Genomic DNA, 26,116 nt, shown 5'->3' on the forward strand with positions numbered 1-26,116 from the left:
CCCCATAAACTGTCATAGTGTAGAGACTAGGTCTCCTTAGAAAGGAGGTGATCCAGCCGCTCGTTCTCGAACGGCTACCTTGTTACGACTTCACCCCAGTCATTGGTTTTGCCTTAGGCGATAGATTAATTAACCGACTTTGGGCACCCCCAACTTCCATGGTGTGACGGGCGGTGTGTACAAGACCCGGGAACGCATTCACCGCAGCATTCTGATCTGCGATTACTAGCAACTCCGACTTCATGTAGGCGAGTTGCAGCCTACAATCCGAACTGGGATCGGTTTTGGTGTTTCGCTCCACTTCGCAGTATTGCATCTCATTGTACCGACCATTGTAGCACGTGTGTAGCCCAGAACATAAGGGGCATGATGATTTGACGTCATCCCCACCTTCCTCCGAGTTGACCTCGGCAGTCTCGCTAGAGTCCTCAACTGAATGTTAGTAACTAGCGACAAGGGTTGCGCTCGTTGCGGGACTTAACCCAACATCTCACGACACGAGCTGACGACAACCATGCACCACCTGTCTCTGCTGTCCGAAGAAAAAACCGATTAAGGTTCTGTCAGCAGGATGTCAAGCCCTGGTAAGGTTCTTCGCGTTGCTTCGAATTAAACCACATGCTCCGCTGCTTGTGCGGGTCCCCGTCAATTCCTTTGAGTTTTACTCTTGCGAGCGTACTCCCCAGGCGGAGCACTTATTGCGTTAACTGCGGCACTGAGTCCTAACGGACCCAACACCTAGTGCTCATCGTTTACGGCGTGGACTACCAGGGTATCTAATCCTGTTTGCTACCCACGCTTTCGTGCCTCAGTGTCAGTTACAGTCCAGAAAGCCGCCTTCGCCGCCGGTGTTCCTCCTAATATCTACGCATTTCACCGCTACACTAGGAATTCCGCTTTCCCCTCCTGCACTCAAGTAGCCCAGTTCGCAAGGCATGTAGAGGTTGAGCCTCTAATTTAAACCTTGCGCTTAGGTAACCACCTACGCACTCTTTACGCCCAATAATTCCGGATAACGCTTGCCCCCTACGTATTACCGCGGCTGCTGGCACGTAGTTAGCCGGGGCTTGCTCCTAAGGTACCGTCATTTCTTTCTTCCCTTAGAACAGAAGTTTACAACCCGAAGGCCTTCATCCTTCACGCGGCGTTGCTGCATCAGGCTTTCGCCCATTGTGCAAGATTCCCTACTGCTGCCTTCCGTAGAAGTTTGGACCGTGTCTCAGTTCCAATGTGGCCGATCACCCTCTCAGGTCGGCTACTGATCGTCACCTTGGTGAGCCGTTACCTCACCAACCAGTTAATCAGACGCAGGCCCATCCCTGACCGATAAATCTTTGACCGATGTAACATGTGCTACTACGGTGTCATGAGGTTTTAATCATCGTTTCCAATGGCTATCCCTCTGTCAGGGGCAGGTTGCCTACGCGTTACTCACCCGTCCGCCGCTGTCCGCTTGGAAAATCAACCGAAGCGTCATTTCCAAGCTTCTCGCTCGACTTGCATGTATTAGGCACGCCGCCAGCGTTCATCCTGAGCCAGGATCAAACTCTTAATAAATGTTATCTGAAGAATCTTTCGATTCGTCCAAATCCTGTTATGGATGACGCTTTCGCGTCTCGACTCGTTATTTCCGAATCATTGTTGTTTGTGTTTGAATTGTACAGGGACATACGACATATTGTACATCGTTTGTCTCTTATACGATCTTGAGATCTGATCTCCAGCTTTCACTGTGTCGATCTCTTGACCAGTTTCTACACTATGAAGTTGTCATGGTTCTGCTGACTGCGTTTGAGCGATTTTTGCACCCGCTCTCTCGCGACAGCTTAATCATTATAGCGCACCAACTTAGCCTCGTCAAGCACTTTTCACTTCTTTTTTGAAAAAGGCTTGTGCGATCTCCGCTAAGAGGTCTGCTCCCTCGCTACTGCTTGATAGCGAGTGCTGTTATTATAAGAAAATCCCCCCGCCTGTGTCAATAGCTTTTTTGCTTCTTTTGTTCTATACATTTTATTTCTATCGCGCTCTTTTTCATTCATCCTCTTATTGTCTATATATATGTACTTAGTCATTATTTTCTTCTATATCTGTTACTGCATATATTGCTGCCCTTATAATTTCTTTTTTACCTTTATCTTCCTTCGCATCTACTACGGCAATGTCAAGGAGTGTCTGGCTGTTCAATATACTGCCGAATAATATGTGGCAATTCTTTTCCCCGTCCAGCGCCTATGGTGGCTTTTTTTTGTGATGCTTCCGCTTCTGACTATTAACTCCTCAAACTTATGCTTGACTTTTTATTATTAGACTTTCCATATATATGATATTTATTCTTTGGTCTTACCACATCTATTTATTACACGCTTTCCACTTTATTTTTTATTTCTTTTCTACTATTTTTTACTATTCTGCACTGCTCCTTGTTAAGGTTATGAGTCATTATTTAATTGTTGCACTTAGAGTGTAAATTCAAGTTACAAAAAAAGGATGCGAAATACTCCACATCCTCTGTTTTATGACTCTGTCACCTTCGTCTCTTGATATCTATTTCTTATTTCTTCTTAATCTTGAAGAATTCTCTCTGTGAGCTCTCTCCTTTTGGATTTCCTCCTCAAGCTTCTTGATCTTATTTCTCTGCTCTCTAGATCTACGTGTAGCCTCAATAGCTATCCTCGTGTTGCGCTTTTCTTCACGCTTAGCTCTCTCGATCTTCTCTTCGTTCTTGCTTAAGAACTCCGGTTTATTGTAATCCAGGCTCATTCCGATTCTGAATCTATCTACTCCTATCAGAACGGATGCAATACCAATTAATAACATTACGTGAAAGTTAAATGCACTCTTGTTGAAAAACATATAAGCGCCCAGCAATGTCATTGCCGTGCCAAGAAGGAAGGTTCTCTTCTCGCTTGTCGAATTTGACCTTATATCCATGTTAATGCTGGAGTCTGCAGCTAAGCCGTTCGTCATAAGCAGCATAGCGAAGATTGCCGTTACCGCAACATCTTCATTTACCTGCCCTGACAGAAACATTATCCCGAGGAAGGCTCCTATAACAGCCTGCACCACATATGTCTTGGTTATCATATTACCTTCGTATCCGACATTACGGAATACTATCAACTCGATGACTCCCATAGCCAGAAGCGCACCTCCCACGATGAAAGCAACAGAAGTGAATGCTGCCGTAGAATTTGCAATACAAAATGTCCCTACTATTACCATTAACGCACTAGAAACCATTGCTAATGTTCTCATCTAGCACCTCCTCATATAACCAAGTGTTAATTATTGAAAACTCAAGGGTTTCCACCCTGTTTATCTCAGCGAATGAGCCTCAGCTCCTAATTGTTCCTTTAGCTTATCTATACTATCACATAGGCAATTTTGTCGCAATCAGACATTACTGTTCATCTCAAAAGACAGATTTCACATTCTACAGATTGTCAATTCCACGCAGGATGCCAAGTTACGGTCGATTTCCAGGATGCCAGGCTACAGTCGATCGGCGTTGCACTTAGGGCAGCCTTGAACTCTACAAAAGGCGTGCTGACTGATTTTTCAGACGCTATTACCAGGCGTGTGTGCCGGATCATAAGGTTCCTTCACCCTAGTGTAACGGGTCTCGTATTTAACTCGATTTCTACGAGCGGGATCGAAGCACTTACGAAGTACGCAACGCTTATTTTATTGCCGGTAGGGACAATGGTATTTATCGCACTGATTGTGAATCCGCTGATTGTATTTATCGCAATTTATCGCAACTCACCAGACTCCATACCCGCTCGTGATTAAAGGTCTGAGCAGAAGTGGCGTAACCGCGTTCTTTACTCGCAGCTCTGCAGCTAACATTCCTGTCAATCTTGAGCTGTGCGGGGAGCCTATCGACAGACGTACTGTTGGCTATAACTGCAGAGCTGCATGAATATCGCAAGAGGGGGCGAAAGGAAGGTCATTAATATCTAATAGAGACTAAATAGAAACATTTAACAGAGAGCTCTTAATATCGATTTTCATATGAACCAAAAAGCTTGGAACGTCGGCTCCAAGCTTTTTGGTTGGATTTTGGTTTCGTTTTGTTCTTTAATACGATTATCCGATGGTTAAACGGCTAATCTGTTATACGGTAAATAAACTCCTACTTGAGCATTAGAAGCGCAATCTGTCCGCCACGCGCCAGTCCGTCTCTCCTGTGAGAGAAATACTTGTCTCTCTGCTCATATGTACAGGAACCGTCGATCTCGATGTGATCCGCAGGAACTCCTGCACTCATGAGCACAGCCTTGTTGATATCAGGCATTGACACGTTAAACTTGCCTTTCAGCGGATTGTACGTATATGCATGAGGAATATTTCTCACGTTCATGTTGGAGATAGCATCGATCACATCAGAGTCGCATTCAAAATGCTTGATGGAAATGCATGGTCCTATCGCTGCGTATAGATCTACCGGGTCAGACTCAAATTCATCAATCATCCTGTTGACTGTGCGTTCCGCTATTTCGTGGGTAGTGCCTCTCCAGCCCGCATGGCAAAGTCCTATCGCTTCATGAATTGGGTCGTATACGTAAATCGGCGTACAATCCGCATGAGACGTCACTAAAGCAACTCCCCTTGCATCTGTCACCATTCCGTCTATTCCCCTTCTCCGAGGCGAATACAAACCTTCTCCGCAATTCTCTCGGCTGACGCGAATCACCTCGTTACCATGCGTCTGATGCACCATGACGAGCTGACGAGGATCTACGCCGAGAGATCGGCACCAAATTTCGTAATTTGCAAGAATATTTGAAAGGGCATCGTCTGTCGTCAAACTGAGGTTCATCGAATCGTAGCAGCCCGTGCTGACACCGCCAATACGCGTGCTATACTCGCAGATCAGCTTGTCATTGAACCGTTCAAACATCTCAAAAGCAGCTTATTACTTGGAAGCTGCAGCCGCGAATACGATAGAGTAGAATTTCTCATCTGCACCGGAGCCACGGGAAGTCAGAACGATTGGAGCCTTTGCGCCAACTACGAGGCCCGTCATTCTACCGCCTCCCTGAATTACCCAAGCCTTACCTATGAAGTTGCCCGCTGCCATATCAGGAACGAGCAGAACATCCGCATCTCCGGCAACAGGACTCTCGAAGCCCTTGAAGTCAGCGATTTCCTTGCTGAGTGCGATATCGTAAGAGATCGGTCCCTCTACTACGCAACCCTTAAGCTCGTCTTTTTCGTTCATCTCCTTGAGAGCTGCTGCATCAACAGACTCAGGCGCCTTCTGATTGAGCTTCTCTGCTGCGCAAAGTGCCGCAACCTTAGGGTTCTCGTATCCCATATTGCGCAGTGAATCTACAGCGTTCTCGATAATTTGAGCCTTCTGCTCCAGGGTTGGGTGAAGAAGCATTCCGCCGTCTGTCAGAACCACAAGCTTGTGGTAGTTTGGAACCTCAAACAGACCAACGTGTGACATAACCTTGCCCATGTTGAGGCCTGTCTCTTTATTTACAACCTGCTTGAGAAGGTCAGCTGTCTGCATTCTGCCCTTCATGAGGAAATCTCCCTTGCCTTCGTTGATAAGTCTTACTGCGGTCTTAGCTGCCTCAACGTCGTCGTCCTCGTTGTAAATTGTTGCGTTCTCCAGAGTAAATCCGTGTTCCTTGATTATAGCCTTGATTTCCTCTTCCTTACCCACGAGAACTGCTTCAACGATACCTTCCTTAACTGCCTCATTAACAGCCTCCAGGGAGTGCTCGTCATGAGCACAAGCTAACACAATTCTCTTTTTAACCGGATGGCTCTTAACCATTTCAGCCATTTCTGTAAAGTTTTTGAACATACATTACCTCCTTAAAATACATATGATTCCATTGTATGTCTGTCACTGGATTGATTATCCACTAAACTCCTATATTATAGCATACCACGAGCGCAATGCAGCAAATTTAGGGGGCTATACGCAGCATGGCAAAAATATATATGTACTATGTCTGTGGTTCTCCCGGTCTGTGGTTCTCCCGGAGAATAACTATAAAAAGGGAGAGGGCATCACCCTCTCCCAACAGCTTGTTTCATTATCAACAGATATGAATAAACTAAATATAATATCTTACAGATCGTATCCGGCCTTGAATGCCTTCTTGTTGAGCTCGACAAACTTAGGCTTGACATTCTTCTCAATCTGAGCATCCCAGTCTACATCGTCGAGAGTGCCGATAGCCTTAACGAGCGCTCCGAGAAGTACGACGTTCATAGCCTTGGCATTTCCAAGCTCTGTAGCGATTTCGCCAGCCTTTACAGCTGTTACCGGGCACTTTGCCTTGAGATCTTCAAGAATTGCTTCCGGATACTCCGCCTTACCCAGGTTGACCGGAGCAGGGTTGATTTTGAAATTGTTAACTACCATCTTGCCGCCAACCTTGAGGTATTCGAGCCATCTGAGAGCCTCCATAGTCTCGAAAGCAACGATTACGTCAGCCGATCCCTTTCCAACGATTGGAGAATGAACCTCATCACCGTATCTAACCTGAGTGCTTACACTTCCGCCACGCTGTGACATTCCGTGGATCTCACTCATCTTAACATCATATCCGGCTTCCATCAGACCGCTCGTAAGAATCTTACTTGCAAGGATTGTTCCCTGTCCACCTACTCCTACGAGGAGAATATTCTTAACTTCACTCATTATCTCTGCACCTCCTCAATAGCATCAAATGGGCATACCTGCTTGCAGACTGTGCAGCCTACGCAGCTATTAACATCGATAACAACATCATCCTTTGAGGACATGAGAGCCGGGCAGCCTGTTCTTACACAAGCCTTGCAGTTTCTGCACTTATCCTGAATGATGTGACACTGAGTCTTGTGGAGTCCTGTGAACTCTTCGAGATCCTGCTGGCTGAACTTCTTAAGTACGCATGGCCATCTTGTAATAATTACAGTAGGCTCATCCTTCTCGATGCAAGCATCAAGCGCCTTATCGACCTCATCAAGATGAAGAGGATTTACAACGTAAATGTTCTCTTCCTTGATTCCGACAGCCTTAACAAGCGCAGGTATATCAACCTCCGGTGCCGGCTTGCCCATGAGAGTGAAGCCTGTTCCGGGGTTCTGCTGGTGACCAGTCATACCTGTGATTCTGTTGTCGAGGATCACGCTGATGCTGTCGCTCTGATTATATACCGCATCCATTAAGCTTGTAATGCCGCTGTGGAAGAATGTGGAGTCTCCAAGAACACCTACTGCCTTAGTCTTTGCACCGGCTACCTTGTACGCCTGCGATGCACCGTGAGCCATAGACAGGGAAGCTCCCATACAGATTGCTGTATCAAGAGCACTTAGCGGCTCGTTTGCTCCGAGAGTATAGCAACCGATGTCTCCATTGATCATAAGGCCCTTTTTCTTCTTGATAGCCTGGAAGAAGCCTCTGTGCGGGCATCCTGCACAGAGCGTTGGAGGGCGAACAACCGACTTAAGCTCTGACTCATAGGATTCAGGTTTAACTCCTGTGAGTGCCTCTCTAACGATATCCGTGTTGAGCTCATCGAATTTAGGAATCTGCTGGTTGCCAATGCACTCGATTCCGTGTCCCTCGAGGAACTCCTGCAGGTAAGGATCCATCTCTTCGATTACGTATACCTTGTCTACCTTGCTGCAGAAATCCTTGATAAGATCTGTTGGCAGCGGGAAGGTCATCCCAAGGTTGAGATATGAAGCATCCTCGCCAAAGGTTTCCTTTGCGTACTGATACGAAATACCGGATGTAACGACACCAATCTTAGTCGAATGCCATTCAGGCTGGTTGATCTCGATTTCATTTGCATATGCTTCCATATCAGCAAGCTTCTTCTCGAGATTAACTCTCATCTTCTTAGCATTTGCCGGAGCGGAAACATACTTGGCAATCTGCTTCTTATATGGAACGTACTCGTGCTCTTCTCTATCGCCGAGTTCTACGATTCCCTTTGAATGACAGACTCTTGTAGTTACATGGAAAAGAACCGGAGCATCGAATCTCTCGGAAAGACCGAATGCCATCTTCATGTAGTCCTTGCACTCCTGAGAGTTGGATGGTTCCAGCATAAGGAGTCTGGCTGCCTTAGCGTAGTTCCTGTTATCCTGCTCATTCTGGGAGCTGTGCTGACCCGGGTCGTCAGCAGAAACGATTACAAATCCGCCTGTTACTCCTGTGTATGCAACTGTAAAGATTGGGTCTGCAGCTACGTTAACACCTACGTGCTTCATCGCGCAGAAAGATCTGACACCTGCAATAGATGCACCGATAGCAGCCTCTGCAGCGACCTTTTCATTAGGAGCCCACTCTGAGTACACATCATCCTTGTACTGAGGCATATTCTCGAGGATCTCGGTGCTTGGAGTACCGGGATAAGCCGAAGCAAACTGGCAGCCGCCTTCGTATGCGCCGCGAGCAATAGCTTCGTTGCCCGACATAATTACTTTCATCTACTTACCTCCTTAAGTTTAACGGTATTAAACTTGTCATAAATATAATTGAATTATACAAATGAATACATTTCCAGTCAAACAAAGTCTTTTTGTGTATTTTTGCATTTTTTTGACATTAATCACAAACATTTTTAGTTTTGTGGATATTTTTTTGTTACAAACTCCTGTTTATCTTGTTTTTGTGTTATAAATTTATATTTTTTTTATAAATTATTATGAAATAATTGCACTTTCCGCTGCGCACAAACTTGCTGTTTTTTACGCTTATTTTGTTTGATAGGCTATGCATTGTTCCCGCTCCATAAAGAAGTGGATTCCTCTTGATGAATCCTTCCATCTGTCAGGTTCAAATCCGTTTGCAGGCACCATCCACTTACCCTTTTCATAATAGAAATCCGGATCTACTGTCGACTGTGCCCAATCATAACTGATACTTTCGTCTATGCTCTTGATAGAAAGGACTTTGGCCTTATCACATCTGCAGGTCTCCATTGTCGCGGATACTCTTCTGGCATCTGCCGGTACAAGCAGTTGCACTACTCTAAGGTCAGTACAGCATTTCCAAGCTATAAAGGGGCCTTCTTCCGGAGGTACCTGTCTGAACCACTTGGTGTCCGCATCTGATATGACGCCATCGAGATTGGCATCCTCGAGGACAGCGGCGTATAAATTTGCTCCACTGATGTCGCTGTCCGAAAGATCTATATCGCGAAAGATGGTTTCTGTCATATCGGTTCCGACGAAGCGGCAGGCGTGCATCGGGCAATTCAGGAATAACGTACCCGAAATACTGGAGTCGCTGAAGTCGGCACCGGCAAGGATGCAGTCCTCGAAGCGGCATAGTCTGAATGTGGTGTTGGTTAAATCGCAGCCTTCGAGGTCTGCGCCCTTGATTACGCTTTCCTCTATCACTAGCCGTTCTTTTTTATCCCTGTTATTTATTATTTCTGTAATTTCTTCCGCTGTATATTCCTTGATCATTTTGCGCCTCCTTAATGTTTGCAGTCATCCATACAAAAGAACTAGCAGTACCTACGAATATCAATTTGCGCCTGCGCCTTAAGGTAATTATACCATTCGAGCAAATTTTTGTAGAAGCTAATGAATAAAATTGAATGGGTTTTGTGAATTTCCGGGATGATTAGTTTTATTATGTGATGCTGCTGCGCAGATGAAGATTAATGTTAAGGATATTTTTATTTATAGTCTATTTGTGGAATTGTGAAATTGTACAAATTTATTAATTATTTTTGGATTTTACTTGACTTTTTTGTTGAGATATTATTAAATCAATGTAGCTTTTGAATAAGACTGACTCGATAGAGGTCGCGGAGCTCAATAGTATCCTGTAGCTACAGCTTGGGGAAGCTGCTGCTTGAGAAAGGGAAATCCGCCGAAGGTCATATCTACCCCGAGATATTTCCTGGGCCGGTGCATAATATGCGCCGAACTGTCACATCGTAAAATGTGGAGCGCTATCAATGGTATATAGTTGATGCATTTTTGTATTACTAACGTACGAACCATGGATACGTTTCAGACGTTATTCATGGCTATTTTATTTTCACGGAGGTTTTACAAATGATACGCATTAACAGAAACAGAATTTTGTACGTATTCGGACTTGCTGCTCTATTTATCACCGCGATGCCTATTATCGCCATGGCGGCTGACAGTAAACCGGCACTCTACGCTACAGGCTGGGCTGTGCTGCCACCAATCGTCGCTATCGGCTTGGCGCTGATCACCAAGGAAGTATACAGCTCGCTGTTCATCGGAATACTCGCGGGCGGCCTGCTGTATTCGGGCATGGATTTCTCAAAGTTTATGAACCACGTCATGATCGACGGATTTGTAACGTCGCTGTCAACTCCCGGCAACGTGGGAATACTCGTCTTCCTCGTAATCTTGGGAATGCTCGTATCCATGATGAATCTATCCGGCGGCTCGGCTGCGTTTGGCAGCTGGGCTGCTCAGAAAATCAGAACCCGTCGCGGCGCAGAGTACTCTACTGTAGCTCTCGGTCTAATGATTTTCGTTGATGACTATTTCAACTGTCTGACGGTTGGAAGCGTTATGAAGCCGCTCACAGACAAATACAACGTATCGAGAGCTAAGCTCGCTTATCTGATTGACGCGACTGCTGCTCCGGTCTGCATCCTTGCACCTATATCGTCTTGGGCTGCTGCTGTCAGCGGTTTCGTTCAGGGCAAGAACGGTCTATCCGTATTTATCCAGGCTATCCCTTACAACTTCTACGCTCTCCTGACTATCGCTATGATGTTCATGATTATCACGATGAACTTCGACTATGGCAAGATGGCTGTATACGAGAAGAATGCGGCTGAAGAAGGAGATTTATTTACCGTAAAGGATGCTGCAGCTCTCAAAAACGACGACGCTGCCGATACTGTTCATCAGGGCACCGTTATGGATTTGGTATTCCCTGTAATCGTACTAATTATCTCGTGCGTCATCGGAATGCTGTACACCGGCGGCTTCTGGAAGGGTAAGGCATTCGTCGATGCATTTGCCGGCTGTGATGCAGCTACATCGTTAGTGCTCGGAAGCACGGTAGCTCTCGTCATCACTGTAGTTTACTATTTAATCAGAAGAGTGGTTCCATTTGCGGAGCTCATGGAGTGCATACCTGAAGGCTTCAAATCCATGGTATCGCCTATCCTCGTACTCTCGATGGCTTGGACACTCAAGGGTATGACAGACTCGCTCGGACTAGCCAGGTTCGTTGCAAATATGATGGATAAGGTTCCCGGCGGATTCGTCGTTATCATACCTGCGCTGTTCTTCGTAGTATCCTGCGCACTCGGATTCGCATCGGGTACATCGTGGGGAACCTTCGGAATATTGATTCCTATCGCCCTCGCTGTTACATCGAACAGGCCTGACATGATGATTGTTCTCATCTCGGCTTGCATGGCCGGTGGAGTTTGCGGAGATCACTGCTCACCAATCTCAGATACAACTATAATGTCGTCCGCAGGTGCTGCCGTTAGGCACCTCAGCCACGTTGAAACACAGCTGCCTTATGCTGTTACCGTGCTCTGCGTATCCACAGTGTCATACATAATTGCAGGAATCATGGAGTCGCCATGGGTTGCACTCGCTGTTGGACTGGTACTTCTCTACATCGTGCTTCGCTTCTTCAAGAAGAGAGAAGGTTCATATGTTGTGGATGAAGCTAAGGCGATAGAGACGGCTACTTCTCAAACAAATTAGCTCTATTACTTTTAGATATATTTAGATATGGACCGGAAACGAAAAGAGGTGATTCGATTGAAGCACCTCTTTTCGTTATCAAGCTCTGATATGGCTCTAAGTCTCTTCGCTACCACCGTAAAGAAAGCACTCTTATATCGATTGCCGCCATACAGAATGAAGATGGGTGAAGTAAAAGCTTGGATCTTCAGATATGTATTGAGACCGTAACAATTAAGCTACGGTCTCATTTTTTGTATTTTCTTGTAAAGCCACTGGGGGCTATTACTCAATTTATTCTTTTTGAAATCTTTACCCAATTTTGTCCCAGTTGCTCATTCAAACGGGCTATAGCCCTTGAAAATAAGCCATTTTCAGTAAAATATCTTCTATTCAAACTCTATTGTTCTATCCGATTATCTCTTTCTAATTATTCTGTACCAACGCAATCAGAGTTTTGTACGCCACCGGTCCCGCAACCTTGAAGCCCGTGCCGCCATGACGCACCCACGAAACAAACGCATACGGATGCTTTGGATCATCTATAAAGCCCACAAACCAAGCATCCGGATCTCCATCCCCTGTCTCCGCTGTTCCTGACTTGGCATAGATATCCAGTCCTCTGAAGTTACTCTCACCATATGTGACCTTGACGTCGTTCTTCATCATGCTCTTAAGTCTATCTGCAGTCGCTTCGCTGAGGTATTTCCCAAGCGAGTCGCCGCCTGTCACCTTCTTGAGGAAGCTTGATGAGCCGATGAGATATGGATTTACAGCCTTGCCGCCATTTGCAATCGAGCCCATATAGACCATCATTGAAGCCGGGTTGACTAGATCGTCCGCCTGTCCGATTCCCGCCCAGCTGAGTTTGATTGGGTCGTCAGCCGGGAAATTAAACTTACCCTTTGCCGTCTTGATTCCGCTAATGTTGAGGGAATTCGTAAGCCCGACCTTCTTGACGTATTCCTTCATGTTGCTCGCACCAATCTTGCGAGTAATCTCTCCGAAGGCACCGTTGCACGACTTAGCAAGAGCCATCTCAAAGTCCACATGACCGTGAGCCTGACCGTTGGTGCACCTTATAGGCGAACCGTTTACATAGGTAACTCCACTGCACGTATATTCAAAGCTGTCTATATCATCAACATTGTCTATCGCCGCTGCGGCAGTAATCGTCTTGAAGGTCGAGCCCGGCGTCATGCTTCCGGATAGGAATGTGTTGAAATACTCTGACGAATTGGAATTAGGCAGCGTTCCCTTAGGATCTACAGCCGGAGTGCATACCATCGCCACTATCTCTCCGGTCTTGTAGTTGAACACTCCGACCATCCCCTGCCTCTTGCCCAGCGCGTTGTAGGCTGCGAGGTTAGCCTTGGAATCTATCGTCAGCTTAATCTTGCTGCCATCCTTGTTAGTATCGTATGTACCGTTGAGCAAATCGTAGCCGATAAGCTGCGGCTTCCACATATTGATAGCGCCTGTTGCGATGTTGCCCTTTGGATCTCCTACAACATGCACTGTCGCCCTGCGAAGCGACGGGTCAGAGGGATATATGAGTCCATCCTTGGTGCAATTTAAAAGCATAACACCATTGCGATCGTATATCGTCCCTCTGTTAATCTCGCCATTTGTATATATCTGCCTATTGCCATAGAAGCTCGCCCATTCCTGTCCCTTGGTGACGAATCTCCATGTGAATATCAGTATTCCGATAAATAGAGTCGCAGCCAGCAGCAGGCAGATGTTCGCTCTTCGCTCTAATTTGCGCATACGCTACCTCCTTCAGTTAAAACCATGCTACGCCCTCCTCTTGATTGCGAGACTTGCGTCCTTGCGCATATCCGCGGCCTTGAAGTAAGCGAGCATTGCCCACGAGCACATCGCACTCGTGCCTCCCGTCGATATAAACGGGAAGGTGACTCCGGTGAGCGGGAACAAATCAACTGCCCCGAAGATATTCAGCATCGTCTGGAAAATCATCATTGTAGCTGCTCCACACGCTCCGATAGTGTAGAAGGTAGAGCGGCCGGCGATGATCGAGTTGACTGCGAACAGCGAAAGCGTGATGATGCAGAGCACCAGCAGGATGGCAATAACAAGCCCCCATTCCTCAGTTACAAATCCAAAGACAAGGTCGGTATTGGACGCGCCCACAGTCTTGAGCGAGCCGTTACCCGCACCGAGTCCGAGCAGACCACCGCCCGACGCATACGACATGGTTCGAGTTTGCTGGAAGCCCATGCCGTTGACAAAATCCGGTTCCCAGACGTGTCCCCACGCCTTGAAGCGGCTGGCTATATACGGTTTGAATCTGAGAACCATGATGCCCATGATACCCGCAGCGCCAATTGTCAGTATCAGTCTCGAGAAGTCTCCGCTTCTGAGGAACGAAATTACGAGATATGTGACAAAGAATATGAGAGCCGTACCAAAGTCGCCCATCTTGGCCAGACACGCCAGGCAGAATAGAGAGAACAGCATGAATCCGTATAGGTTTTTCTTGTTGAACAGGTTCTCCATAGTTGCTGCACCGATGCAGATGAATGCAAGCTTGACAATCTCGGACGGCTGAATCGATATGCCGCCGAGCGAAACCCAGTTGGCTGCACCGAACTTAGTGGTTCCAAAGACTATGTTAAACAACAGCAGTCCCACCGAGAGAACTGCCAATACCGGCTTGAGCTTCTCAGTTCTCTTGAGATCACGCATATAGATGCACATAAACATAAAGATAAAAATTCCCACAAGTGTCGCTATATACTGCTTCATCGTCAGAGCAGGATTGGTCGAGGTTGTAACCGCCAGCCCAATCGTCGACATGAAAAAGGCAATCAGCTCCATCTCGAAGCCCTTACTTCCCATAGCTCTAAACAGTATGACATAAATCCACATGGTTAACGAAAGCAGCGGAATTGAAAGAAGCGCCCCCGGAGTCAGAGCCGTACCCATGCCAATAATCAGTTGAATCATCGTTAGAAACTGAAACGCTGTGATTGCAACCATCAGTGGCCATGGCGAGACAGGCTTCTTGTCCATCGAGCGCATAGCGTCATTGTTTTTCTCCTCTTCGACACTAATCGCCGCGAGCGTGCATTTAGCTCCGCCCATGACAATCTCGTCTCCGGGATTTATAATATATTTTTTGCGTGGAATGAGCTGGATTCCGTTGATGATAGTCCCGTTCTTGGAGTTGAGGTCCTTGAACATCCACTTGCCGTCTTTGCGGCGAATTAAAAGCGCCTGCGTATTGGAAATCGTATCCAGCTGAATGCGCAGGTCGACCGATGATGACCGCCCGATAATATTCTCCCAGTGTGTGATCGGGAGTGATACACCGTTATCGACATAGAGATAGCCCCAGACCTCCGGAGTTACCCGCGTCGAAAGCAGGGACATGATGGACTTCATAAGGATGAACACTGCCAAAATTACGAAGATCCACCTTGAACCCGTAGTTATGTATTTTGCAAAAATCGGATTATTCTCAACAAATGCCAGTACGGATGTAAATAAGCTATCTATCGTTACCACCCCATTTACAGTAATTTCTATTTTCTCCAGGAGCTTTTGAGACTCACGATGCTGTTAAACACCTTCTCGTCGTCCGTTGTCAGCTCGCTGTCGGTAATGTAGTAGCCCTTGCGGAAGAACTGGAATCTCTCGCCAGCCTTGGCATCAGCTGCTGATGGCTCCGCATAGCCCCATGTCTCAGTGAGCGAATCCGGGTTGAGTTCGAGCTCACCTTTATCATTCTCAAGCATCAGCGACCGATACTCGCGAATCTTGATTCTAACTGCCGTCGATGCCTCTACAAAGTGAATCGTGCCCTTGACCTTACGGTTTCCGCCTTCTGTACCGCTCTTGGTATTAGGATCGTATGTGCAATGCAGTTCCTTGATAGAACCGTCCTCATTCTTGATAACCTCATCGCAAGTGATGAAGTAGCCGCCCTTGAGCCTGACTTCGTTACCCGGGAAGAGTCTAAAGTACTTTTTCACAGGTACTTCCATGAAATCTTCTCCGTCAATCCACAGCTCACGACTGAACGGAAGCTCTCGTTCACCGAGCTCCGGAGCATTTCTGTTGTTCTCAACTGCACACATCTCAATCTGATCCTCCGGGTAGTTGGTGATTACCACCTTGATCGGATTCATTACTACATTGCGTGCTGCGACCTTGAACTGCAGATCGTCACGAACGCATGCCTCGAGCTGAGCAAAATCGACTGTAGAATTGGCCTTTGCCACACCGATGTCGTCACAAAAGCTTCTGATAGCCTCCGGTGTGTATCCACGCCTTCTGATGCCGGCAATTGTAGGCATACGCGGATCATCCCAGCCGGAAACAGTGCCCTCATCAACGAGCTTCTTGAGATATCTCTTGCTCATGAGCGTGTTGGTGATATTAAGTCTGGCAAACTCAATCTGCCTTGGCTGCGGATCCCAGAATCCGACTTCGTCGAGAACCCAGTCATACAGCGGTCTGTGATCCTCGAACTCAAGCGTACATATGGAGTGCGAGATGCCTTCTATAGCATCCTCGATTGGATGTGCGAAGTCATACATAGGATAAATGCACCACTTGTCGCCGGTATTGTGATGAGTAGCGTGAGCAACCCTGTAAATGATCGGATCCCTCATGTTGATGTTAGGAGAGCTCATGTCAATCTTGGCACGCAGCACTGCCTCGCCATCTCCATACTTTCCGTCTCTCATATCCTCGAATAGAGTAAGGTTTTCCTCTACAGTTCTATTTCTATAAGGGCTCTCCTTACCCGGCTCGGTAAGTGTCCCCCTGTACTCTTTGATCTCCTCCGCTGTGAGGTTGCAGACATATGCCTTGCCCTTATTGATCAGTTCAATCGCTGCATCATACATAGTGTCGAAGTAATCGGAAGCCCATCTCTTCTCATCCCACTCGAACCCGAGCCAGTGCACGTCAGCCTCGATTGATTTTACGTACTCGAGATCTTCCTTTACCGGATTGGTATCGTCGTATCTGAGATTGCACTTGCCGCCGTATTTCTTGGCCGTTCCGAAGTTAAGGCAAATGGATTTAGCGTGGCCTATATGCAAATACCCATTGGGCTCCGGCGGAAATCTCGTATACACGTCTTGATACTTTCCCTCCGCCAGGTCTTCATCTATCATGTTGTGAATGAAATTACTTCTCATTGCGGTTTCTTGTGAATTATCTCTATCGCTAGCCATCATTGCCCTCCTCGGCTTGGATTAATACATACTCGCCAAGCTGAGAACACTTGTCCTGTCATCGGAACCTGAAGCGTCCACAACTTGGCGAATGCACTGAATTTTTTAAAATTATACCATAATCAAAGCTCTTTCAAAAGGCACAGCCTTTTCTGAACAGCAGCATTGTATGCGCCGCAGGTACCGGGTATCAGCACAATGATAAAAGATCTTAGATGTCTGTCCTTGCCAGTATCGCGGCAGGCGTCTTGCGCATAGTCCTGATAACCGGTATCAACCCCGCTACCAGGTTGAAGATGAGCAACAGCGCGAACGTCAGAAGCGCTACCCAAGGAGCTATCAGAAACTTGGAGCCAAATATCTCGGCGGTATTGCCCAGCACATAATATGCCGCTGCTATGCCCGGTATTGCCGTGATCAACGTTATCACGATAATTTCTCCCATGAACATCCTGTAGACATCCCTCTTCTTAAGACCTATCGCTCTCATCGTTCCCACCTCCTTGATTCTGGATAGGAAGGATGATCTGAGCATAAGATACATCTCTATCAGAGCTATCAATATCATCAGACCGGCTGCTGTCATCGTCTTGCGGAAATTCTTGGTCTCGGACTTTATGTAATTCTCCCGATCACGATCGTAATTGTTCTGAGCTGAATAGCCTGCATCCTGAAGCTTCATGACTAACGCATCAGGATCATGCGAGTATACGGAGACACTGCGCTGCTTCGAGATATAATTCAGCAGAAGCGTATTGTTAGTCGTGAAGACAGCGTCGTCATCCTGAAAATCTGTCGTATAATATCCGACAACCTTGAGCTTATGACCGTTCACCTTGGTGGCTATTTCCTTGCCGAGAGGCATCTCCTCCTCGTGAGTATCGCGGACTACTGCTTCGTAATCATTTGCAGGCGCATTACCCTTCTTGATCTTGGTTGAAGCCGGCGCATACGCGTAATCGATGATTGGATTTGCAGAATTCTGATTGCCGCCGTCACCGTCCGAGCTATCGTTACCATCCGGGTCTGCCGGCAGACTCTCCGGGCCTTCCAGAGTAGAACCGTTTGCGCTGTACATAAGCACGTCCTGGCAAAGCTTGTCGGCGAAGAAGGCAGATGGCGAGTTGACATTGGAAATACCTGTGATCGTAAATTCTCCCAGATTCTTGACCTTGAGCTTGCGCCCGATGAAATCTTTCTCCTTGATAATTCCAACCTGCTGCACCGTCCTGGACTTAAAGAGCTTACGAGTCAGCATCCTATCTATGACCACGCCTCGCTCGTCTGCAGGCAGCTTGCCACTGACCAGCTCGGATTGCTTGAGCGTGCCGACCGGCGTGACTGAAGCGTTGAATTTCAGCTCATAATCAGAGCTCTGCAGATACTCTGTATAGGGCATCACAAGCTTCGCCTGCGTGTCACCGGGAAAAGCTGCATATGCACCCGATACACCCCGCAGTTTCCCGAGCAGAGCCGGATCCTTCTTGGTATTGTTGACGGTCACGTAATTGCTGTTAGTGGTCAGGAAGTCCTGCTCCTTGATGTTGAGCACCCCGAACACGTTGCTGATTGAAACAAACGTGAATATTGATGCAAACACAAATCCGATGAGCAACAGCTTCTTGAGCTTGTTGAAGCGAGCTATAGTACGAAATCCGTTCGCAAACATCCTGAATGGTGTGTAGAGCGAGGTGTACCTTGCCTCGTAGCCCGCCGGGAGGTATTTATCGTACTCAAAGCTATTCTTCTCATAAATGCTTGAATCCATCGCTGAATAGTGCTCATCTATAAGCTCAATGTTACCGTTCTCGTCGACTACGTTGTATCTGCCGCCTGTGTCGATATATAGATTGCCTGCTCTAAGCACTATCTTGATATCTGCTTCGGACAAGCCGTCGCTGTACACATCCAACTGCATATCCTGATTGGTATAAGCGTCGTGCTTAGGCATGTCCTTGAGGTATATCCTGTTTTCAAGCTGATAATCCAGGAAATTTTCGGTATCGTTGTTGCGATCACCTGTTATCCTGCCATCCCTCATGTCTATGATTCGTGATGAGTAGAATTCGGCGATCTTTTTCTCGTGTGTTACGAGCAGAACCAGTCTGTCCTTGGAGATTGTCTTGATGATGTTCATGACCTCAATGGTGTTGGCACTATCGAGGTTGCCGGTTGGCTCATCGGCTATGATGATACGCGGATTCTTGACAATGGCACGCGCGATGGCGACACGCTGCCTTTGTCCTCCGGAGAGCGCATCTGTCGTCTTGTTCCTAAACTGATAGATTCCAACCGACTTAAGACAATAATTGACACGCTCCTTGATGACCTGTTTATCCTTGATTCCGATCATGCGGAGTGCTATCGCAACGTTCTCGAATACTGTCATCCTGTCGAGCAGGTTGAAGTTCTGAAATATATACCCAATCTTGGCATTGCGGAGCGCATCTACCTTTGCCGGTCTCATCTTGGATATGTTGGCATCATCTATAAATATCTGTCCCGAATTCACCTTGTCGAGACCCCCGATTGCATTTAGGAGTGTAGTCTTACCGCAGCCCGAAGGTCCCAGCAGCGCTACTACGCCGTTTTCAGGCAGCTCCAGAGAGGTATCGTTGATTACGTGTATTTCGTTGGCCTTTCGCTTGTTGAAATACTTATTTACATGCTGCAATTTAATCATTTCTATTCCTCCTCCCTGTATACATTCATGGCTGATCTGCCGAATATCTTGCGTGAATACCTGTTAGCGATGAGTAGTGACATCAGCAGCAACGCCGCAGTCAGGATGATATAGTCCTTGAAATCGAGGAACATCATCGCAGACTTGAGCACCTTGATATTTACTAAGCCGGCCTTCATCAGTAATATGCCTGTGAAGTCGATTGCCAGTGCTATCACCATCATTATGAGGAGCTCAATTCTGAGTATGGCGCTGGTATTCTTACGTGTACCGCCGAGGATTCTGAGAGTTGCATAGTACGAGTTCCTCGATCTCATGATGAGACGAATTATCATGTACGCTATAAAGAACAGCACCACGAGAGCAACTGCAGTAAATATTATTGCCATTGTCCTGCTTAAGAACATCTGCGGTGTCGGATTCTTCTTGTCCACCATTTTCTTCATGGCAAATTGCTTATACAGCCCCGTCTTGTTAATCGCAGTCACCAGCTCGTCAATGTTGAGATCGTTGTCTGCAAAGACACTAACCTGATAGGTACCCTTATTGAACAGCTCTGCTGAATCCTCAGGATTGATATATACCTTAGCTGTCTTGTTCTCATAGTCATCCTTGGATATGCCGAGCAGCTTGGTAGCGTTACTCTTCGTCACGCTCTTTGTCGTCTTGAGTGACACTGATGAAGAGAAATAAATGTTTGAAATTGAGATTCCCAGCGGTTGATTCTGCCACTTTTCATCCTTATAGTTCTTGTTCTGATCTTCAAAGATGTATGCTTCACCCTTGGGAACATTTGCATTCGGTTCGACGAATGCCCCTACATTGGTCTGCTTAACCTTCTGACCGTTATAATCGATAACTGCCTTGGACTTGTTGCTCAACGAGTTGATAACGACTTTCCTTGCGAACGCGTCGGAACAATAGTACTTAACGGTTCCCGACATCGGGTTAATCTCCGAGCCTTCCCCGTCGCTGTAAATAATGATGCCTGTAATTCTAACCTTGCCTGCCGGCAGTGTTGCACCGGTTGCATCGTCTCCGAAATCAAACTCCTTGCCGATAATCGCATCCTTGTTGGCTACGATATCCTGATACGACTGAGTCGTCTTATCTGTCACAAGCACGATGTCGTTATCTGCCTTCGGTAATGTGCCATAGGTGAGATCAGATTGCTTAATCTTGTGATCCGGGTGCAGCGACCCTGCTGCATAGAAATCCGCATTGATCGAGAATATCGAATCAACCACAGGATCTTCCTTAACTATACTCTTTACATGCTTCATGCGAGACAGTCTGACATAATCCTCATCTGTAAATGCAGAATTATCCGCCTTCTTGACGATTATTCGCTCTGGGCTCGTATTCGTGAAGAACTGATTGTTGAGGCCGCTAATCTCCATGTTGTGAAGCGAGCTCTTGTTAGATGCGTACAGACTCAGCACCGATGTCGCTACAAATACATAGATAAAAAACAGCAATATAAACTTGGCCGGCAGGTTGAAGGTGTTTCTCGCACCTAGCCTAAGCTCGTTGCCAACACCCATATCGTCTCGACAAGTCACTGTCGCCGCAGTTCTCTTCCTTCTCTCTGTGCGTTTGTCCGCATGCTCGCTCTTGCCATTGTCTGCACGCTTGCTTATGTCAAAAATAGGCTTCGCCGGCTCCCTCCCGGCATTTCTCGCCACCCTGCTCATGCGAGCCGGAGCAGCCGTTGCTTGCCCTTCCTCGGCTTCCTCATGTGCAATCCTATCAGCAACGTCCGCATACTCCGCTGTTATCGAAGCAGTTGCCGTGTCTCCAGCAGCTGTTCCTGCTTCTGCCTCTGATGGAGACTCGTTCACTGTTCTGTCGCTGTCCGCTAACTGTTCATCTTCTTCGTCGAACACAATTCCCGGCAACACAAGCTCGGACTCGTCAATACTCTGATGCGCCCTTATCTCCTTGTCTTCCATAATCTTGCCGTCGTGCACAGTTATCTTGCGTGTCACAAACGGCTCTGCCTGCTCGTAGTTGTGAGTAACTATGACAACCAGCTTATCCTTGGAGATCCGGTGCAGAGTCTCCATTACCTTGGCTGCCGAAACTGAGTCGAGATTGCCGGTCGGCTCGTCGGCTACGATTATAGGAGCATCCTTGGCCAGCGCTCTCGCAATCGCCACCCTCTGCTTCTGACCACCGGAAAGCCTCGAAGCTTTAGTCCTCCTATATTCTCCGAGATCTACGAGGTCGATAAGCTCATTGACACGATCACGGCATTCACTCCGCTTCATGCCGCACATAAGCATCGACAGCTCGATATTCTGGTACACAGTGTAGCTGTTTACCAGGTTGAAGTCCTGGAAAATATTGCCAATATAAGTTTTTCTATATCGTTCATAATCTACAGTCTTGAAGGCACTGGTATCCTGCCCTCCGACAAACATCTCACCTTCCTCATAGGTATCGAGGCCGGAAATGACGTTGAGCAAGGTGGATTTGCCGCTGCCGCTCTCACCGGTGATGGCGACAAACTCTCCCATGTCCAAGTTGAGGCTTACTTTGGAAAGCCCCGTACTGACAGTATCCCTGTTGGTGTAATATTTGGATACTCGATTCAGCTCAATCATGTGTGACATATGTTCCTCCCGTGTTCATTACTAGTTGCGAACACTATTTCGTATGAATTGATTGTAAAGGGGAAGTGAATTGTTTTCAATATAAGACAATATTTATTAATATGCTCATAATAGATTATTAATAATTAGACGGGATTCTTAATTCATATGGCACGAAATACGGACATATTGAGAGCCGGACATTTGCAGGTAGATAAATAGGACATTATCCCTACGGTATCACACCGGGCTTTATCAAGTTCATTTGAGCTTTGCTTGGGTTGTTCCGGTCTTTCCCTATACGTCTCTCTAATCTGTCACCTATTTGATCTGCCTTAATCTATATTAAACGATTAAAATTAAGCGATTAAATGTCGATTTAATTGACCAACCTCGCCGTTAGGTTTATAATGTAAAAGCTGAATTCAATATCTGCGCAGGTGTAGTTTAATGGTAAAATTCGAGCTTCCCAAGCTTGCGTCGAGGGTTCGATTCCCTTCACCTGCTCCAAAGAAAGAGCATAGCACACTAAAAAAGTGTGATATGCTCTTTTCATGATCAACAGTGTTTTTTGTTTCACTGTCTCTCATAAAGGGAGCATATCAGTGTGCCGCCCTTAAATAATGCGGATAATATATTGAATAATGATCAATTTGGTGCTATAAGTGTCAACGTAAATATATTAGAGTGTGGTTTACGTTAGGAGCTGTGTGTAATGATAAAAAGAAGTTCTTCTATACTGATTTTAATTTGTATTATTCTATTCAATCTAAGTCCAATTGCAATGGCTGCGGACTATGCGGACATCGGAGATATCAGCACAGGAACGGGAGTATTAGAGGTATCGGATTCTCAGGAGAGCAGTTCTTCCCTAATGCCATCGGCAACTCTATATCGGTTCTGTATAATAACGCTAACAACATTTCTATAAACTACAGAATAGTGGAACACGGCACTACGAACGAGCAATCCGTAGTGCTCAGCTTCATATCTTATGACATAGATACCGCACAAGGTGTAGCAACCGACCTCGCCAATCTCGTGGAATTAATTCCGGAGTCGTCTAATTTAGCAAAACAAGACGGTATTATCTATGATACTACGCTGGGAATGGTAGGGTTAAACGGTTCACGGGATCTACCAAGAGGCGGATACCTTGGAGCGGGATTCTTGTCGGGCTTCAATTATACCTTCTATATGTATTTACGGGAAAAGAAAAGTTTTTAATGTAAATTTACAGATAGTGAACGAGTTATCATAAATTACAATACTGCAGAGAAAAAAAGTCGCTATATTTATTATGATGTCATGGATAAAAGCTACTATTTCAATGAAGCATTTAAAATAAAATATGGTTATGATAGCTCAACAGGCCTAGATGAAATAGACGTCAAAACCATAGATCAAGAATCTCTTTACAAAAAGATTTATAGGTACTTCGGGTTCATCGTAGAAGCCAATGTCAATCGTAAACCGCCGATCACCATGCAGAAGCGTTTTAACGGGAAGTACTACAAACGATTCAACTGACAGTGAAGTGTGAGTGAAGCTCGATGAAGAAGCTACTGATTGCAGGTGCTATCCAGTGCTGCATAATCGGCACATTTTATTCACCGAGTGTATGAGATGCTTTGAGGTGGGGGATTTTTTCTGTAAATTAGCCCTCTATGGCAGTTAGAGAAGAGTCTCACCGAAATTGGCGACCCTATTGACAGTCTCAATATAGAATATCATTCAAGATATTCGCCCCATATCTTATTTCAAAACGATGCAACCGCTGAAGTCATTGAAATTTCAACGATTGCAGCGGCTTTGCCAACGCCTTTCGGACAGATAGCTCGATAGCTCATTTTTGCCCTATAAGCTAAGCCTATTTTGCAGCAAACTTTCTGCGCAAATCCCCGTGCACCTTTTTAATCATCTCACCATAAGGCCCAAGTATATCGTCGATATCAAATTTATCATAAGGCAACAAGCAGTAGTATTCATTTACAGGCTTAGGTTCCGTCGCGCCCTTTCTAGTCTGTGCTGTCACCTCGCCCTTTCCGATAATATGCAGCACTTGAAAATCTTCATCGTACACGATTTCATCGATGTCGCTATCTGCTATAAAATAAGTGTATACAGTGAGCCTCTCCTGATAGATATAATAAATCCCCTCATCGCTCATCTCATATCTAACATTGAGCAATCCCTTAAAGGGAGGGTTACTCTCTGCGTTACGGCGTCTTCCTGACAAATAGATTAACAGCGCCGCAATCCAAATTGAGATGTGCAGGTACCACTGTGAAGCATTCGGATTCTTAATTAAATAGTACAGCACTACTAAAATCAGTCCGAATCCGAGTATAATTGCTGCAAGCACTGTGCGATTAGCACGCTTGCGGTTTGGATGCGCCTCTGCCCACTTGCTGCACAGCATCTTGACCAGCGGCAGCTGGCAGTAATAAATATCACGTTCGTTATTATCCATTCTCTCTTCTCCCTATTTATCAATTCCTGCCATCTCTGCCAGATTTACCCATTCGCTATACTCTTCAGCTGTAAATAGCCCCAGCAAAACTCCCGCTTCGCAGAGCGTCGAGTTATCTGCATATGCCTTCTTGGCAACCTTTGCGGCGTTTTCATACCCTATATACAGATTGAGGGCTGCTGCTACCATCAATGAGCGACTCGCGTTTTCATTCATCTTGTCCTCGTTAACTGTTATCCCGCAAACACAATGTTCGTCTAGCGAAATCAGCGAATCAGCCAGCAAATTTGCCGATTCAATAAAGGCATCGATAAGTACAGGCATAAATATATTTAGTTCAAAATTACCCTGTGAAGCTGCCATGCCAACTACCGTATCGTTGCCCATAACCCTTACGGCAACCATAGTCGCTGATTCAGTCTGTGTCGGATTAACCTTGCCCGGCATGATTGAGCTTCCAGGTTCGTTCTCCGGGATATGAATCTCCCCCAATCCGCACCTAGGCCCACTGGACAGCCATCTTATATCGTTAGCCATCTTCATCAGATCTGCTGCCAAACCCTTGAGCGCGCCGTGTGCAAATACGTATGCGTCCTTGGAGCTGAGTGTATGGAATTTGTTGTGCGCAGTCACAAATGCCTTCCCTGTCAGGTCAGACAACGCACCGGCAGCTCGTTCTGCAAATCCGGGAGGTGCGTTGAGCCCTGTACCGATGGCTGTTCCTCCTAGAGCAATCTCGCGCAACCCGGCAAGGGAATTCTCAAGATTGCAGTAATCGTGCTCAAACATTGAACGCCAGCCGCTGACCTCCTGTCCAAAGGTCATAGGAACAGCATCCTGCAGATGAGTCCTGCCGGTTTTAATTACATTCATGTATTTTTCTTCCAGCCCCTTGAGCGTCTCAATCATCTGAGACAGTGCCGGCAAAACTCTATCCTCCATAACAAACACCGCCGCAATGCTCATGGCTGTCGGGAAAGTATCGTTGGAACTCTGAGACATATTTACATCGTCATTTGGATGGAGCACCGCCATGCCGGCCATCTCTCTCGCTCTTCCGGCAATGACCTCGTTGACATTCATATTGGTTTGTGTGCCGCTGCCAGTCTGGTATACTACGAGCGGGAATTGGTCGTCAAGCTCACCGTTAAGTATCTGATCACAGATAATCATTATGTATGAAGCCTTCTCCGGCGCCAGCTTTCCAAGCTCCATATTGGCGCAGGCTGCTGCATTCTTGAGATACGCAAAAGCACGTATAATCTCGACAGGCATGTGCCTGCCTACCTTGAAATTCATGGAGCTGCGCTGCGTCTGAGCGCCCCACAGCTTATCTGACGGCACCTTGACCTCGCCCATAGTATCTCGCTCAATCCTGTATTCCATGTTGTTTCTCCCTGAATTGCTCTCAATAAAAATAAAGGATACGGCACGGTCACTCGACCTGGTCTTTGACCCCACACTCGCCTTAACCCGAGTTTCTCGGAGGACT

The 26,116-nt window shown here is 46.5% G+C and carries 18 protein-coding genes, 1 tRNA gene, 1 rRNA gene and 1 riboswitch; of the genes, 5 read left to right on the top strand and 15 right to left on the bottom strand.

Annotated elements, in window-relative coordinates:
• Positions 1-40 precede the first annotated feature (40 nt).
• The 3 genes from HMPREF1152_RS01040 to HMPREF1152_RS01045 all read right to left on the bottom strand — a co-directional run bounded on the left by HMPREF1152_RS01040 (position 41) and on the right by HMPREF1152_RS01045 (position 3,255).
• Positions 41-1,557, bottom strand: a 16S ribosomal RNA gene (locus HMPREF1152_RS01040).
• 347 nt (positions 1,558-1,904) lie between these two features.
• A complete protein-coding gene (locus HMPREF1152_RS09920) occupies positions 1,905-2,039 on the bottom strand; it encodes a hypothetical protein (RefSeq protein WP_255348589.1) in 135 nt (44 codons plus the stop codon).
• A gap of 505 nt (positions 2,040-2,544) precedes the next feature.
• On the bottom strand, positions 2,545-3,255 hold the full coding sequence (locus HMPREF1152_RS01045; RefSeq protein WP_009643323.1) for an HdeD family acid-resistance protein: 711 nt from the start codon (positions 3,253-3,255) through the stop codon (positions 2,545-2,547).
• A 270-nt stretch (positions 3,256-3,525) separates the two neighbouring features.
• Between HMPREF1152_RS01045 and HMPREF1152_RS09495 the strand changes: the two genes are divergently transcribed.
• A complete protein-coding gene (locus HMPREF1152_RS09495) occupies positions 3,526-3,792 on the top strand; it encodes a hypothetical protein (RefSeq protein ID WP_207634896.1) in 267 nt (88 codons plus the stop codon).
• A 343-nt stretch (positions 3,793-4,135) separates the two neighbouring features.
• On the opposite strand, the gene pgeF is transcribed toward HMPREF1152_RS09495, so the two are convergent.
• The 5 genes from pgeF to HMPREF1152_RS01070 all read right to left on the bottom strand — a co-directional run bounded on the left by pgeF (position 4,136) and on the right by HMPREF1152_RS01070 (position 9,429).
• Entirely contained in the window at positions 4,136-4,903 is a 768-nt protein-coding gene (gene pgeF / locus HMPREF1152_RS01050) for a peptidoglycan editing factor PgeF (protein ID WP_009643310.1), read from the bottom strand.
• A 15-nt stretch (positions 4,904-4,918) separates the two neighbouring features.
• Entirely contained in the window at positions 4,919-5,821 is a 903-nt protein-coding gene (locus HMPREF1152_RS01055; protein WP_009643330.1) for a phosphate acyltransferase, read from the bottom strand.
• Between the two features lie 270 nt (positions 5,822-6,091).
• Complete coding sequence (locus HMPREF1152_RS01060) at positions 6,092-6,667, bottom strand: indolepyruvate oxidoreductase subunit beta (protein ID WP_009643326.1); 576 nt, start codon at positions 6,665-6,667, stop codon at positions 6,092-6,094.
• Positions 6,667-8,445, bottom strand: coding sequence for an indolepyruvate ferredoxin oxidoreductase subunit alpha (iorA, locus tag HMPREF1152_RS01065; RefSeq protein WP_009643334.1), 1,779 nt, complete (start codon positions 8,443-8,445; stop codon positions 6,667-6,669). Before iorA ends, HMPREF1152_RS01060 begins: the two co-directional genes overlap by 1 nt.
• A gap of 267 nt (positions 8,446-8,712) precedes the next feature.
• A complete protein-coding gene (locus HMPREF1152_RS01070) occupies positions 8,713-9,429 on the bottom strand; it encodes a pentapeptide repeat-containing protein (protein ID WP_009643321.1) in 717 nt (238 codons plus the stop codon).
• Positions 9,430-9,760: 331 nt separating this feature from the next.
• A riboswitch (Lysine riboswitch) is annotated at positions 9,761-9,934 on the top strand.
• Positions 9,935-10,029: 95 nt separating this feature from the next.
• Between HMPREF1152_RS01070 and HMPREF1152_RS01075 the strand changes: the two genes are divergently transcribed.
• A complete protein-coding gene (locus HMPREF1152_RS01075; RefSeq protein ID WP_009643317.1) occupies positions 10,030-11,685 on the top strand; it encodes a Na+/H+ antiporter NhaC family protein in 1,656 nt (551 codons plus the stop codon).
• 405 nt (positions 11,686-12,090) lie between these two features.
• Here the strand turns inward: HMPREF1152_RS01075 and HMPREF1152_RS01080 are convergent, their stop codons facing one another.
• The 5 genes from HMPREF1152_RS01080 to HMPREF1152_RS01100 form a co-directional block, all read right to left on the bottom strand.
• On the bottom strand, positions 12,091-13,434 hold the full coding sequence (locus HMPREF1152_RS01080; RefSeq protein WP_009643325.1) for a penicillin-binding transpeptidase domain-containing protein: 1,344 nt from the start codon (positions 13,432-13,434) through the stop codon (positions 12,091-12,093).
• 27 nt (positions 13,435-13,461) lie between these two features.
• Positions 13,462-15,195 (bottom strand): FtsW/RodA/SpoVE family cell cycle protein, encoded by a 1,734-nt coding sequence (locus HMPREF1152_RS01085; RefSeq protein WP_009643296.1) that lies wholly within the window; start codon positions 15,193-15,195, stop codon positions 13,462-13,464.
• Positions 15,196-15,212: 17 nt separating this feature from the next.
• Positions 15,213-16,874, bottom strand: coding sequence for a glutamine--tRNA ligase/YqeY domain fusion protein (locus HMPREF1152_RS01090; protein ID WP_009643327.1), 1,662 nt, complete (start codon positions 16,872-16,874; stop codon positions 15,213-15,215).
• A 211-nt stretch (positions 16,875-17,085) separates the two neighbouring features.
• Positions 17,086-19,557 (bottom strand): ABC transporter ATP-binding protein/permease, encoded by a 2,472-nt coding sequence (locus HMPREF1152_RS08825; protein ID WP_009643288.1) that lies wholly within the window; start codon positions 19,555-19,557, stop codon positions 17,086-17,088.
• 2 nt (positions 19,558-19,559) lie between these two features.
• The gene (locus HMPREF1152_RS01100) at positions 19,560-22,172 is read right to left on the bottom strand and encodes an ABC transporter ATP-binding protein/permease (RefSeq protein WP_009643332.1); all 2,613 of its coding nucleotides are present in this window, start codon (positions 22,170-22,172) and stop codon (positions 19,560-19,562) included.
• 415 nt (positions 22,173-22,587) lie between these two features.
• Here HMPREF1152_RS01100 and HMPREF1152_RS01105 point away from each other — a divergent pair.
• From HMPREF1152_RS01105 to HMPREF1152_RS09770, 3 genes are all read left to right on the top strand, one after another.
• Positions 22,588-22,661 (top strand) — tRNA-Gly (locus HMPREF1152_RS01105).
• 198 nt (positions 22,662-22,859) lie between these two features.
• Positions 22,860-23,378, top strand: a complete 519-nt coding sequence (locus HMPREF1152_RS01110) for a hypothetical protein (RefSeq protein WP_009643293.1) — start codon at positions 22,860-22,862, stop codon at positions 23,376-23,378.
• 81 nt (positions 23,379-23,459) lie between these two features.
• The gene (locus HMPREF1152_RS09770) at positions 23,460-23,681 is read left to right on the top strand and encodes a hypothetical protein (protein ID WP_009643304.1); all 222 of its coding nucleotides are present in this window, start codon (positions 23,460-23,462) and stop codon (positions 23,679-23,681) included.
• Positions 23,682-24,021: 340 nt separating this feature from the next.
• Here HMPREF1152_RS09770 and HMPREF1152_RS01120 read toward each other — a convergent pair whose 3' ends face one another.
• On the bottom strand, positions 24,022-24,624 hold the full coding sequence (locus HMPREF1152_RS01120) for a hypothetical protein (RefSeq protein ID WP_009643316.1): 603 nt from the start codon (positions 24,622-24,624) through the stop codon (positions 24,022-24,024).
• A 12-nt stretch (positions 24,625-24,636) separates the two neighbouring features.
• Positions 24,637-26,010: a class II fumarate hydratase gene (locus HMPREF1152_RS01125; RefSeq protein WP_009643314.1), complete on the bottom strand. Its 1,374-nt coding sequence runs from the start codon at positions 26,008-26,010 to the stop codon at positions 24,637-24,639.
• Positions 26,011-26,116 lie beyond the last annotated feature (106 nt).

The organism is Mogibacterium sp. CM50, from assembly GCF_000293155.1.
GTDB classification, from domain to species: Bacteria; Bacillota; Clostridia; order Peptostreptococcales; family Anaerovoracaceae; genus Mogibacterium; species Mogibacterium timidum.

Bases quoted from the DNA above. Each gene is read 5' to 3' on its own strand.
- HMPREF1152_RS09920 (WP_255348589.1), bottom strand. From the start codon at position 2,039: ATGAATGAAAAAGAGCGCGATAGAAATAAAATGTATAGAACAAAAGAA.
- HMPREF1152_RS01045 (WP_009643323.1), bottom strand. From the start codon at position 3,255: ATGAGAACATTAGCAATGGTTTCTAGTGCGTTAATGGTAATAGTAGGG.
- pgeF (WP_009643310.1), bottom strand. From the start codon at position 4,903: ATGTTTGAACGGTTCAATGACAAGCTGATCTGCGAGTATAGCACGCGT.
- HMPREF1152_RS01055 (WP_009643330.1), bottom strand. From the start codon at position 5,821: ATGTTCAAAAACTTTACAGAAATGGCTGAAATGGTTAAGAGCCATCCG.
- HMPREF1152_RS01060 (WP_009643326.1), bottom strand. From the start codon at position 6,667: ATGAGTGAAGTTAAGAATATTCTCCTCGTAGGAGTAGGTGGACAGGGA.
- iorA (WP_009643334.1), bottom strand. From the start codon at position 8,445: ATGAAAGTAATTATGTCGGGCAACGAAGCTATTGCTCGCGGCGCATAC.
- HMPREF1152_RS01070 (WP_009643321.1), bottom strand. From the start codon at position 9,429: ATGATCAAGGAATATACAGCGGAAGAAATTACAGAAATAATAAATAAC.
- HMPREF1152_RS01075 (WP_009643317.1), top strand. From the start codon at position 10,030: ATGATACGCATTAACAGAAACAGAATTTTGTACGTATTCGGACTTGCT.
- HMPREF1152_RS01080 (WP_009643325.1), bottom strand. From the start codon at position 13,434: ATGCGCAAATTAGAGCGAAGAGCGAACATCTGCCTGCTGCTGGCTGCG.
- HMPREF1152_RS01090 (WP_009643327.1), bottom strand. From the start codon at position 16,874: ATGGCTAGCGATAGAGATAATTCACAAGAAACCGCAATGAGAAGTAAT.
- HMPREF1152_RS08825 (WP_009643288.1), bottom strand. From the start codon at position 19,557: ATGATTAAATTGCAGCATGTAAATAAGTATTTCAACAAGCGAAAGGCC.
- HMPREF1152_RS01100 (WP_009643332.1), bottom strand. From the start codon at position 22,172: ATGTCACACATGATTGAGCTGAATCGAGTATCCAAATATTACACCAAC.
- HMPREF1152_RS09770 (WP_009643304.1), top strand. From the start codon at position 23,460: ATGGATAAAAGCTACTATTTCAATGAAGCATTTAAAATAAAATATGGT.
- HMPREF1152_RS01120 (WP_009643316.1), bottom strand. From the start codon at position 24,624: ATGGATAATAACGAACGTGATATTTATTACTGCCAGCTGCCGCTGGTC.
- HMPREF1152_RS01125 (WP_009643314.1), bottom strand. From the start codon at position 26,010: ATGGAATACAGGATTGAGCGAGATACTATGGGCGAGGTCAAGGTGCCG.